Origin of the sequence: Endozoicomonas sp. (assembly GCF_051008435.1) — a bacterium.
In the GTDB taxonomy this organism is placed as follows: domain Bacteria; phylum Pseudomonadota; class Gammaproteobacteria; order Pseudomonadales; family Endozoicomonadaceae; genus Endozoicomonas_A.
The window spans coordinates 1-12,020 of sequence record NZ_JBPCXO010000217.1 but is presented as its reverse complement, the minus strand read 5'-3'; the positions used below and the strand labels follow the sequence as shown (position 1 = coordinate 12,020).

The window sequence follows — 12,020 nt, the reverse complement described above, 5'->3', positions numbered from 1 at the left end:
ACTTCACTCAGATCCATGATCAGCACTGGCAGATTGAGCAGTATCACAGAGCGATCAAACAAGTTTGCCATATCGAGCATTTTCAGGTTCGCAGTGAGCGACCGGTGAGAAATCACATATTTGCCAGCCTATTGAGTTTTGTTTATCTTCAGAAAATGCAGATAGCGCAAGAGTTTACGAATATTTATCAGCACCAACGGGGGCTATTTAAAGAGACGGTTGGTAAATTCATTGAGAGTTTTGCAAAGAGTAAAGACCACCTGCTACCAAAATTAGCAGGTGCCATCAATGCGTAAGTACTAAAACACGATTTCTGGACACTGATCATGGAGTTCAACAGTTTCTTGTCTTTTGACACATTCACAGTGAAAGATCCGCAAGAAGACGATCTGAAAATGCTGGATAATCTGGGCCTTGATCACTCCGATACAACTCCCGCCCGACTTTCACTGATAGGCTTAAGACGAGCCCTACTGGGCAATTCTCCAGATGCCCTTCATACCCGGCTGCTCGGTAGTGAGTTTTCACTGGCTATCAGGCAGCTAAACAGCCAGCTTCCCCCAGCAGGGCGGGCCTTATTCATTCAGAATATTCTGCAACAACTTCCTGGAAAAAGTGATGATGAGAACATTCGAATACTCAAGGAGGTTGAAAATAACCTGGCCCTCATTGAGTGGATTATTCGTAACGATCAACTGAAGACACTGGGAGAGATCTCTGAATTTCAGTGCCAACCACCCGAGACGGTTCTCACCCGAGATAAGTCTCTGAATGGCCAGTTTTCAACCGGCACCCCTCAAGTAGAAAAATGTGTCAGAGAAGAAGCCAGAAGAGACATTGCCAGTGGCAAAAAAGTGTATGGCATTAATAGCCAGGAGACAAAAAAAGTAAGACTGGATGAGCACTCTAATCTGGAAAGGTACACCGCTTTTATGGTGTATCCCCGTTGAGTCAGCCGCGATAGACAACAAACGACTGATATTTGCTTAAGTCTGAACGCAGATCCAACACTTTGGCTTTGGTTGAGCCTGGCTTGATACCCAGCACTCTTCTGCCTTTTGACAGGTGTCTTTTCGCTTTTTCCCTGATCACGGGCTCTGCTTTCTCCCGCCCTACAAAACTATAGGTATCACTCAGATCCTTAAACAGCTCATCGGACGAATGAAGACCCATCGTGCTCGCTATGTGATCCATGCTTTTCAGCTGTTTATGGGTAATACAACTCTCCAGTGCTGTCAGGTTTCTTGTGATATCTCTCAGAAGTGACTTGTTATGCACGTCTGAATCACTGGGTTTCATCCCCAGAACCCGGGTAATCAACTCAACTCTTCCGTCTTCATCCAGATCTTTAGACAGACACTCTATTGTCTGTGAGAACTCTCCCGCCAGGAAGAAACGATGCATGAAACTGGGGCCATTGGCACACAGAGCAGCTTCTGCTCCCTGCATGTTAATCAGGGAAATATCCAGTTCATCGGACATACCTTCCAGGGTGTGAACCATCTGTTTATCTTTTGGTTCCGGAGCAATGATGGAGTAGCCGTCACAGGCTGACACATAGATTCTGTCCAGCACCCAGCCCCATAATCCATGATCAATCAGATAGGCTAATGAATCCTTATCCAGAATACCGGCCTCGACCAACAGGACTAGCTGGATCAGGTGCGTCTCATTCCCATGCAGAAAGTTGAGTGACCAGTGACTGTCGATAAAGCCACTCTCTCTGACTCTTGGATTCGCCACTTTGGAAGGCACAAAGCCAAGAAGTTCACATAAAGGTCCCTCAATCCCCACCGCTCTCAACTTTTCTCTCAGGAATGCCTGCAAATGTTTTGAACCTTTTAGATCCGTATGCTCAGCACCTGGTTTTCTTTTTGGGATACGAAGTGATTGCTGCTTTGCATACTCCACAGAAGCGGGTGAATTAACATGCTCTTTATTTTTCAGCAGATAGGTTTGTCTTGCGGTATAGCCCCTTTCTTCTATTTCACAAAAGTCTTCAACAGCCGTTTCAGGATAAGATCTCCCTGTCTGCTGATGATAAAACTCCCTGAACTCGCTACCCAGCTGCGCAAGAGGCCCCACCAACCGTCGAATATCCGACAAATACTCCAGAGCGACCAGGGCTTTCATCGCTTGTGGTGATTTAGCCATGGTCTGTTTAGGCAATTTATTGGTATGCAGGCGCGAAAAATTACTCCGGCTGCGGTGCTGGTTAGCGGCCAGATAGCGGCCAAGATGGCTACAGAAGGTATCGGGGAAATAGTGTTCGGGCATCAAAAGCTGGCTGAATGGCAGTTTGGTCAGGTCAATGACTGACTTATAGGCCAGGTTATTATTTTGCAGTTGCTGTAAATCCAGCTCACTGAGAACCGCTTTGCCTATTTCAAAAGCTTTCGCAGATGACTTCGCAACCGATCGACCAGACATTGAGGCCTGGCCTTCATCCTGACCGGCACAGACAGTCGCCGGAGTGTCCGGAATAAGGGGAGTGACATCGTCTAAAGTTGGAAAGCCAAAACTCAAGGGAGAACTCCTTTTCTCATTAATCTGCTCTTTTGACTTCCTCTGTCTGCTCTGTGTTCATAACAAGCCTGTCAGTCATTCTGACAATAGGGTTCTTTTCAGGACGATGACTCATCATCCTCATAAAAATCGTAGAGTCTGGGCTTACTCAATTTCACACCCGGAGGCACAGGAATACTTTCAGGTACAAAATAATCAGGCACCAGAGCATTGCCAGGCACCATGCTGTACTGCTCGAGGTCTCTGCCCCCTTCTTCATAGAGCAGCGTGTCATCAATACAGAAATTACCGGTAAATGCATCGGAGGATTTGGAGACAATAGCAAACGCCGCATCGGCCATGATTTCAGGCTTTCGGAACTCTGACCGTAAAGATTCACCGCCATGAACAATAGCCGCCGGGGAATCAATTCCCACTCTGGGCCATAAGGTATTGACGGCAATTTTGTCTTCTTTGAATTCCGAAGCCCACCCCAGAGAATAAAGGCTGACCGCAAACTTAGAGACTGAATAAGGTGAAGTGTATTTAAACCAGACAGGTTTAAGATCCAAAGGTGGAGCCAGATTGAGAATGTGAGGGTTTTCGGATTTCTTCAGATGGGGATAACAGGCCTGAGTGACCAGAAACGTTCCGCGCTCATTGATATCAAACAACAGATCATGTCTTTTCGTGGCCGTTGCCATGGAGTGTTCCATCCAGAAAGCAGCCGCATTATTGATACAGATATCAATGCCACCAAAAGTCGCCACTGTTTTCTCTACAGCGGCTTTTACGGCATTCTCATCCCTGACATCCATGACAATAGGCAGCGCCTTGCCACCCAGTGCATTCACCTGTTCAGCGGTTTCATGAATCGTTCCGGGTAATTTGGGGTGAGGGTCAGCCGTTTTTGAACAAATGGCAATATTGGCCCCCGCCCTGGCAAAACGCTGAGCTATGGCCAGTCCGATGCCTCTTGAGCCGCCCGACAGGAAGACCGTCTTCCCTTTAAAAGACGTTGTTTCTTCAAGCAACATAGCGGCTCCAGCCTCTGAATTGATGGTTTAACCATCTTGTCAGAAGCTGGAAAAGGGCAGTACGCTCATTCGAGGTATGCTAAAAAACGGCTAGCTGATAGTCACAAACCGCGAATATTTTCAGCTTCCAGTTCAGTAAAGTATTTCAGGGTTTTCACTCGCAGCTCCATGGTTGCGTCCTCATCACAGACGATCATGGCTTTGCGATGCATCTGCATGGCAGAAATCGTCCACAGGTGATTCACAGACCCTTCTACCGCAGCATGCAGGGCATAAGCCTTGTCTGCACCGGTGACCAGAATCATGACTTCACGAGCGTCCATCAAAGTACCAACACCAATAGTCAGGGACAGTTTGGGAACCTGATTAATATCGTTGTTAAAGAAACGGGAATTGGCCTGACGGGTTTTGTCCGTCAGTGTTTTGATACGAGTACGGGAACTCAGGGACGAACCCGGCTCATTGAAAGCAATGTGCCCATCGTGACCTACACCGCCCATGAACAGCTCAATACCACCGTAAGACTTGATCTTGTCTTCATAGCGCTGACATTCTGCTTCCAGGTCTTCCGGATTACCGTTGAGCAGATTGATGTTCTCGTGACAGATATCAATATGTTCAAAGAAATTTTTGAACATGAAGGTACGATAGGATTCTGAATGATCCGCAGGAATACCCACATACTCATCCATGTTAAAAGTCACTACGTGCTCAAAACTAACCTCACCCGCACAATTCATCTCAATCAGGTTCTTATAGGTAGCCATTGGTGTACTGCCTGTCGGCAGTCCCAGCACAAAGGGCTTATCAACCGTTGGTTTGAACTCGTTGATCCGCCTGGCAATGTGTTTAGCAGCCCATTTGCCCACGTCGGCTTTAGCGGATAGAGGAATTAAGCGCATAATGTAACACCCGTTTGTAGACCTTCTGAATTCTGTTTAGCCGGATGATGAGCGTTTGTCATCATTTTTTTCAGCTTAATGTAACCGGTTACACTACCACCTTTCCATGAACAGGCCTATCTCACAGATCAATGTTTTGTTATTAATGTCCGGAGTCTGAACATCAGGAAACCTCTTACTCGAACTCTTCTACTGGAACAGGTACTGCCATGAAACTTTTACTGCCTATAATCACCGCTATGCTGCTTTTGACGGGCTGCTCCAATGAAAACGAAGTGGGCAATGTCAGCCTCGGCCTGTTTACCACCAAAGACATCAAAATTGAGAAGGTGAATGATCCTTTGATCAGTGGCGTCACTTGCCATATCAGCCATGTCAAAGCGGACCTAAGCTTTGCTGATCCTTCCGATATGGGGATCTCCTGCCGCCAGACCGGTCCAATCAGCCTGGATATGATTAAGGCCATCGATAAGAGTCCCAGTGGAGAAATCGTGTTCAAGTCGTCCAAGAGTATACTGTTCAAGTCACTGAAGATTCGCCGGATCTGGGACGCTCAGAACAAAACACTGATCTATCTCAGCTATTCAACAAAAGAAGTAGAAGGCAGCCACAAGCACTCTATGTCAACCGTGCCACTGTGGGGTAATGATGCCTGGGGGGAACTGGAAGCAGCGCCCATCGAATGGTAATTCGGACGAACCATGAAAGAAAAAAAGCTGCGGGACCGGCTTGGGGAATAAGTCCCGCAAAAGACACAACAAATAAACACTCAGTACTGTTAAACATCTCCTGCAAGGTAAATAAATAAACTCGACGAATAGTCCAAGGCTCAGGATTTCTTAGCCTTGGCGATATGATTGTCCAGCCACTGGGTCACGGCCTTTTCCGGTTTTGACCCCACCAGCTGATCAACCGCCTGACCCTTGTGAAACAAAATCAATGTAGGTACGCCACGGATACCGTATTTTTTAGCCAGCTCCTGAAGCTCATCAACGTTCGCTTTACTGGTCGCTACCTGACCTTCATAGCTGTCACCAATCTTCTCGATGACCGGATTCATGACTTTGCAGGGACCGCACCAGGTTGCCCAGAAATCGACCAGGAACCAGTCCGAATGATTGTTGATACGCTCAAAATGATTGTGATCGGTAAGTTCATGAACACTCATTGAATCTATCTCCCTGAATGGCTAAAAGTGCTTTTTATGCTCTGTACAGCCATGAAAAGTACCGCTTTCTCTCAAGGCTGGTGATGAGTTTTTCTATACCTTCATGAGTAATAATAAGTAAGCTGTGAGATGATCTGGCTCAAATCGTCTCTTTTATGGATTAGTTCGTCTCATGGATAAACTTACATCGATTCTCAACCAGTTTTCCTTTTCCACCGGAGTGTTTTACACCGGCCAGCTGTGTGGACTGGGCTCCTTTGAAGATGAGAAGAGTCAGACGGGCCATATTCACCTGTTGAAGCAGGGAGAGCTGGAAGCTCACGAACCGGGGAAAGCCCCTGTTATTTTCAACGAGCCTACCCTGATTTTTTATCCCAGACCGGTGCCTCACACCATCAGGGCAGAGAAAGATTCCAATACGGAGGTGGTTTGTGCCGAAGTCCATTATGGCGCAGGCCCCAGCAACCCTCTCGCCAGCTCCCTGCCTTCCATGATCAGCATTCCGGTCAATCGTGACCACAGATTCAAAGAAACCGTTGAATGGCTGTTTGAAGAAGCCTTTGGCAGCAAATGTGCGCGCCAGCTGGTGATGGATCGCCTTTGTGAAGTCCTGATCGTGCAACTGCTTCGCTGGGTCATCAATAATCATCAGGTGGACGTGGGTCTAATGGCAGGGCTGGCCGACTCGCGACTGGCCAGATCCATGGAAGCCATTCATAAAGAACCGGCCAAAAACTGGAATCTGGTGGAACTGGCAGAGCTGGCCAATATGGCCCGCTCTCGGTTTGCAGCTCACTTCAGGGAGGTCAATGGCCAAACACCGGGCGATTATATTGCCACCTGGCGGGTTGAAGTGGCCAAAACACATCTGAAGAAAGGTAAGCGCGTGGGATGGGTCGCCAATGAAGTCGGTTACGAAAACACCTCCACACTGGCTCGAATCTTTCGCAGCAGGACGGGAATATCACCCAAAGAGTGGCAAAAACAATTCATGGATCACTGACAGTCCAGACTCTGAAGGGTATTCTGTATAGTCCCCTGTCTTTCTGGTTAGTCTTCGAAGCATGCGCATCCTCCACACGTCTGACTGGCATCTCGGCCAGCATTTTATGGGCAAGAGCCGTGAGCTTGAACACCAGGCATTTATCCGCTGGCTGCTGGAAGCCGTTAACGAACACTCTGTAGACGCGATGATTATTGCCGGTGATGTTTTTGATACCGGAACACCTCCCAGCTATGCACGAACGCTCTACAACCGCTTTATTGTCGACCTGCAGAAAACCCGCTGTCAGCAACTGATTATTGTTGGCGGTAACCATGATTCAGTAGCCACTCTGAATGAATCCAGGGATCTGCTGGCCTGCCTGAATGCCCATGTTGTCGGAGGGGTTACAGAAGCTCTGGAAGAGCAGGTAGTGGTTTTGAAAAACCATCAGGGCGACCCCGGAGCCGTGGTATGCGCCATACCCTTTATCCGCCCCAGAGATGTTCTGGAAAGTCGGGCGGGAGACAGTGACACGGATAAACAACAGGCGCTGCAGAACGCCATTGCTGAGCATTATCAAAAAGTATTCGAGCTGGCTTCAGACAAAAAGCTTCCAACTGTAGCGACCGGACATCTGACCACTGTCGGCGGCCAAATGACCGAATCAGTACGCGAAATTTATATTGGTACATTGTCGGCTTTTCCTGCCAGTGCTTTTCCTCCTGCAGACTATATAGCCCTTGGGCACCTGCACCGAGCCCAGAAAGTCTCAGACCAGGATCATATCCGCTATTCAGGTTCTCCGCTGCCACTCAGTTTTGACGAAACGTCCCGTGGCAAGCAAGTCTTGCTGGTTGATCTTGAACCTGAAACTCCCCCGCAAATCACAGAGCTGGATGTTCCCATATTTCGCTCGCTCAAGAGTATCAAAGGCAACCTGGAAACCATTCAGCAGGCGTTGAAACAGATAGATGACGACTCTCCGCTAACCACCTGGCTGGAGCTGGAAGTCAGCACCGACGACTACCTCACTGACCTTCAAAAGCCTATTCAAAACATGCTTGAAGACAGGCATCTGGAAGTATTGAGAGTGCGTCGAAAACGTGAAACTAACAGTACTTCTTTGCAAAGTGAAAGCAAGGAGACGCTGGATGAACTCGACGTGGCGGAAGTATTTGCCCGAAGACTGAACGATGAAGAGCTGGATGAACAACGCCTGGCGACACTCAACCAGGCTTTTAATGAAATCCTTTCTAATCTTGATGAGGCTGATGAAAACGACAAAAAGCCTGAGCTCAAAGATGAGAAGGAGTTGATGGTTTGAAAATCCTCAGTTTACGCCTGAAGAACATCAACTCGCTCAAAGGTGAGTGGAAAATTGATTTCACCGAAGACACTTTCCGCAACAATGGTCTTTTTGCTATTACCGGTCCTACAGGTGCAGGAAAAACCACTCTGCTGGACGCCATCTGTCTGGCTCTGTATCACCAGACACCTCGCCTTAACACCATTTCGGCCAGCGATAATGAACTGATGACACGCCATACGGCAGAATCTCTGGCGGAAGTGGAATTTGAAGTTCAGGGTCAGGGTTATCGCTCCTTCTGGTCACAACGTCGAGCCAGAGGCAAAGCAGACGGCAAGTTGCAGAGTCCACAGGTAGAGCTGGCAAAGCTGGATGGCTCCATCATTACCAGTCGCATCAACGACAAGCTGAAAAAAGTCAGTGATATTACCGGTCTGGATTTCGGTCGTTTCACCAAATCCATGATGCTGGCTCAGGGCGGTTTTGCCGCTTTTCTGCAGGCCAGTGCCAATGACCGGGCAGAACTTCTGGAAGAACTGACAGGCACTGACATCTATGGAGAGATATCCCGTCAGGTCTTCGAGCGAGCCCGGACAGAGCAAGAAAAACTCAATCTACTTCAGGCCCGAACCGAAGGGGTTGAGCTGTTAGAAGACAGTGTCCTGGAACAGCTCGCCCAAGAAAAAACCACTCTGACCGAATCCACCAGCAAGATACAGAGCCAGATTAATGATCTAAACAAACAACACACCTGGTTGGAAAAGAAAGCAGAGCTTGAGCAAGAAAAGCAAACGTCTCAGCAATTGCACCAGCAACATCTGGAGCAAAGGGAAGCCAGCCGTGAAACGTTGAAAAAGCTGGAAGAATCGATACCTGCACTGGAAATAAAGCCTTTCTATGATCAGCTGTCGACTCTAAAAGCGGCTGCGAGTGCCCGCCACAAGCAGATTAACGAACTGCATGAACAGGAGCAAAAGCTCAAGGAAGCACTGGCTGAAAAAGAACAGGCCAGCAGAAAGGCACAGGAAAATCTGGGTCAGGTTAAACAGCAAAAAGCAGAAACCGAGAAACTGATTGCGGACCAGATCATTCCTCTGGATCTGCAAATAGCTGAAGCTGAACGCAACCAGGCCGAGCTCTCTGCATCGCAGAAAGAGATTCAGACAATCCTTGAGGGCCAGGAAGAACAACGCTCAGAGCTGCTGACAAATCGTCAACAACTGCAGCAATCACTCAAACAAGCCTCTGACTATCTGACTCACAATACTCATCATGAAAAGCTGGCAGAACAACTGCCGCTCTGGCATTCACAGTTTGATCAAAGAAGATCGTTGATTCAGCAGATCAATCAGATCAGGCATTCTCTGAAAGAGCGCAATACACAGATTGAACAGGACAACACCCAGCATCAGCAGTTGCTTGAGCAGCAGAAAGTCAGCCAGGGGAAATTAGCTCAGGCCAGCCAGCAGCTGCAACAACAGCAGACTCAGCGTGAGCATTGGCTTCAAGGGCAGGAAGAGTCTTCAATCAGGGAGCAACAACGATACCTGCAGGACAAAGTTCCTCTGTGCCAGCAGCTCAAAACCCTGGTTAAGCAGCATCTTGAAACCGTGACCCACCTCTCAACCGAGAAAACGACGCTGGATGAAAACAGCAGGCAGCTGAGCACTGTTCAGACAGAATTGGGTCAACAAAGAGACCTTTACAGAAAAGAAGTCCTGCACCAGAAAGACCTGGAAACTCTGCTACTGCAGGAGCAGAGGATTGCCAGTCTGAGTGAACATCGTAATAACCTGAAAGAAGGTGAAGCCTGCCCACTCTGTGGTTCAAAAGCGCATCCTGCCGTACAGAATTATCAGCAGATAGACGTCGATTCAACCGTGCACCGTCTGGCTGAAAAGAAGCAGCTCGTGGCAGAACTGGAGCAGCAGGGAACCCGGAAAAAGCAGCTGGAAACAGAACTGAAAACGCTTTGTTCCACTTCAGAAAAGCGCCTGCTGGAATTACAAAATCAGCAGGCATCGACACAGGAAGAATGGCAGAAACTTTGTCAGTCACTGCAGATTCAACTCAATATCTCTGATACTGAATCGGCTCGAGCCTGGCTAATCAACACCGGGGAACAACTGGCGGCAGTTAAAGAACAAGTCAAACAGCTGGATACCATCACCCAGCAGCTGCAAAGTGCCCAGAAGACAGCAACACAGGAGCAACAGCAGTTTGACCAGAACCAGTCGCAACTTGCGTTGTTACAGCAGCAGCTCAATCAGGCTGCAGAACAGGTCAAAACATTAACCCAGCAGATCACCCACCAAGAGCAGGAGCTGGGACAACTGGAAACCACTCTACAATCCTCACTGCAGTGCTCACTGAAAGCAGCCTTACCCACCCTTGAAAGTCAGGACAGCTGGCTCACCAGTCAGGTTGAGCGAAAAGATCGCTGGACTGCGTACCACCAACAAAGCACAGAGCAACAACAGGCTCTTCAAAGCCTCGGTCATGAGATACAACTCCTTGAACAGCATCTGTTGCAGTCGCGACAACAGGCGAATCAGCTGACCCGACAATGTGAACAGATCAGCAGAGAACAGGCAGAACGCAAGGACATGAGATTCACTCTGTTTGGCGAGCTGAAGGTTGCCGAAGAACGGATCAGAATCGAACAGGCCATAGTGACCGTTGAACAGAATGTTCACAATGCAGAGTCAGACGTTCAGACTGCGCTGCGAGCGGTCAGCGAGTTATCCGGCTCCATCCAGCAACACCTCATTCATCAAAAGACCCAGCAGTCTGAACTGGAAGAGCAAGAAGCTCACTGGCAGCTCACTCTGTCAGAAAGCCCTTTTGATTCCAGCGAACAGTTTGAGCAGGCACTTCTTTCACCTGAACAACGCGCGGAGCTGGAAGCATTAAAACACTCTCTGGATCAGGCCATTGCAAGCAGCACCGAGCGTTTCAAACTGGCAGAAACGGCCCTTGAAAAACTATTGAAAGAAGCCCTGACTGAGCAGGATTCTGAAGCGATCTTAACCGGTCTGAAACAACAGGAAGCTGAGCTGAGTCTGAACAATCAGCGGTTGGGTGAAATCCGTCAAGCACTGACCGAAGATCAGAAAAGACGTCAGCAGCTGTCTGACTGGGTGGATGAAATCAGTCAGCAAAGACAGCAATTTTCCGTCTGGGAGCACCTCAACAGTCTGATTGGCTCTGCCAAAGGCGACAAATTCCGTAAGTTTGCCCAGGGACTGACCCTCGACCATCTGATTTACCTGGCTAACCAGCAGTTACAAAGACTGCATGGTCGCTACCAGCTGCATCGAAAAGCAGGTGAAGCCCTCAGCATGGAAGTCATTGATACCTGGCAGGGTGATACGGCCAGAGATATCAAGACCCTTTCAGGAGGTGAAAGCTTTCTGGTCAGTCTGGCTCTGGCATTGGCACTCTCTGATTTGGTCAGCCACAAGACCAGCATTGACTCTCTGTTTTTGGACGAAGGTTTTGGCACGCTGGATCAGGAAACACTGGAGATGGCTTTGAACGCTTTGGACAGTCTGAATGCCAGTGGCAAAATGGTGGGCGTCATCTCCCATGTGGAATCTCTGAAAGAGCGTATTCCAACCCGCATAGAAGTAATGAAGGAAGTTGGGCTGGGGTACAGCAAACTGGACAAACACTATGCTGTAGCGCTATAGCAGCCAAGAAGCTTTCAGTTTTAAAAACATAAAAGCTGAAGGCTTCGCCTCCTACTGAGAATACACAGGGCTTACTCACACTTTCCTTAGCCTATTTCCCCATGAATTAATGACTAACAATCTGAACTTATGCTCTTTATTTAAATACCTTTATTCTCAAACAAACTTGAATATTTAATCATCTTCAGCTTTTTTATTGATTAACCTTTCAGCAGTGAATATGTTGATCAGTGAAAAAAATAAATCGCTTTTTAAATCTATTTTCTAAAAATAAACCTTTGGGTATTCCCACCCTTTTTGGGCCCTTTTACAGGTTGGCTGATCATTTTTGGGCCTCCTGCCTGATTTTTAGATAGAGATAATCAAGATCATTGTAACCACATGCCTTGTATATTATCCGCTTGATGACACCATTGAAGGCTTCG

The 12,020-nt window shown here is 48.0% G+C and carries 10 protein-coding genes; 6 read left to right on the top strand and 4 right to left on the bottom strand.

Going from position 1 to position 12,020, the window contains the following annotated elements; all coding sequences use genetic code 11:
* Both ACR2PX_RS11155 and ACR2PX_RS11150 read left to right on the top strand, forming a co-directional pair.
* Positions 1-296 (top strand): transposase (locus ACR2PX_RS11155; protein ID WP_433999436.1); only part of this gene is annotated, 296 nt, incomplete at its 5' end.
* Positions 297-326: 30 nt separating this feature from the next.
* On the top strand, positions 327-950 hold the full coding sequence (locus tag ACR2PX_RS11150) for a hypothetical protein (protein WP_433999435.1): 624 nt from the start codon (positions 327-329) through the stop codon (positions 948-950).
* A 1-nt stretch (position 951) separates the two neighbouring features.
* Here the strand turns inward: ACR2PX_RS11150 and ACR2PX_RS11145 are convergent, their stop codons facing one another.
* From ACR2PX_RS11145 to nagB, 3 genes are all read right to left on the bottom strand, one after another.
* Positions 952-2,526, bottom strand: coding sequence for a hypothetical protein (locus ACR2PX_RS11145; protein WP_433999434.1), 1,575 nt, complete (start codon positions 2,524-2,526; stop codon positions 952-954).
* Between the two features lie 98 nt (positions 2,527-2,624).
* A complete protein-coding gene (locus tag ACR2PX_RS11140) occupies positions 2,625-3,542 on the bottom strand; it encodes an SDR family oxidoreductase (protein WP_433999433.1) in 918 nt (305 codons plus the stop codon).
* A gap of 101 nt (positions 3,543-3,643) precedes the next feature.
* Positions 3,644-4,444, bottom strand: coding sequence for a glucosamine-6-phosphate deaminase (nagB, locus tag ACR2PX_RS11135; protein ID WP_433999432.1), 801 nt, complete (start codon positions 4,442-4,444; stop codon positions 3,644-3,646).
* 209 nt (positions 4,445-4,653) lie between these two features.
* On the opposite strand from nagB, the gene ACR2PX_RS11130 reads away from it, so the two are divergent.
* Positions 4,654-5,133, top strand: coding sequence for a CreA family protein (locus ACR2PX_RS11130; RefSeq protein ID WP_433999431.1), 480 nt, complete (start codon positions 4,654-4,656; stop codon positions 5,131-5,133).
* Between the two features lie 140 nt (positions 5,134-5,273).
* Here the strand turns inward: ACR2PX_RS11130 and trxA are convergent, their stop codons facing one another.
* Positions 5,274-5,612, bottom strand: a complete 339-nt coding sequence (gene trxA, locus ACR2PX_RS11125) for a thioredoxin (RefSeq protein ID WP_433999430.1) — start codon at positions 5,610-5,612, stop codon at positions 5,274-5,276.
* 172 nt (positions 5,613-5,784) lie between these two features.
* Between trxA and ACR2PX_RS11120 the strand changes: the two genes are divergently transcribed.
* The 3 genes from ACR2PX_RS11120 (at position 5,785) to ACR2PX_RS11110 (ending at position 11,595) form a co-directional block, all read left to right on the top strand.
* Positions 5,785-6,615 (top strand): cupin domain-containing protein, encoded by an 831-nt coding sequence (locus ACR2PX_RS11120; protein WP_433999429.1) that lies wholly within the window; start codon positions 5,785-5,787, stop codon positions 6,613-6,615.
* 61 nt (positions 6,616-6,676) lie between these two features.
* Positions 6,677-7,921 (top strand): exonuclease subunit SbcD, encoded by a 1,245-nt coding sequence (gene sbcD / locus ACR2PX_RS11115; RefSeq protein WP_433999428.1) that lies wholly within the window; start codon positions 6,677-6,679, stop codon positions 7,919-7,921.
* Positions 7,918-11,595 (top strand): SbcC/MukB-like Walker B domain-containing protein, encoded by a 3,678-nt coding sequence (locus ACR2PX_RS11110; protein ID WP_433999427.1) that lies wholly within the window; start codon positions 7,918-7,920, stop codon positions 11,593-11,595. Before sbcD ends, ACR2PX_RS11110 begins: the two co-directional genes overlap by 4 nt.
* The last annotated feature ends 425 nt before the right edge of the window (positions 11,596-12,020 follow it).

What these genes read in the sequence shown, in the direction of transcription:
- ACR2PX_RS11150 (WP_433999435.1), top strand. Translation starts at nt 327, where the DNA reads ATGGAGTTCAACAGTTTCTTGTCTTTTGACACATTCACAGTGAAAGAT.
- ACR2PX_RS11140 (WP_433999433.1), bottom strand. Translation starts at nt 3,542, where the DNA reads ATGTTGCTTGAAGAAACAACGTCTTTTAAAGGGAAGACGGTCTTCCTG.
- nagB (WP_433999432.1), bottom strand. Translation starts at nt 4,444, where the DNA reads ATGCGCTTAATTCCTCTATCCGCTAAAGCCGACGTGGGCAAATGGGCT.
- ACR2PX_RS11130 (WP_433999431.1), top strand. Translation starts at nt 4,654, where the DNA reads ATGAAACTTTTACTGCCTATAATCACCGCTATGCTGCTTTTGACGGGC.
- trxA (WP_433999430.1), bottom strand. Translation starts at nt 5,612, where the DNA reads ATGAGTGTTCATGAACTTACCGATCACAATCATTTTGAGCGTATCAAC.
- ACR2PX_RS11120 (WP_433999429.1), top strand. Translation starts at nt 5,785, where the DNA reads ATGGATAAACTTACATCGATTCTCAACCAGTTTTCCTTTTCCACCGGA.
- sbcD (WP_433999428.1), top strand. Translation starts at nt 6,677, where the DNA reads ATGCGCATCCTCCACACGTCTGACTGGCATCTCGGCCAGCATTTTATG.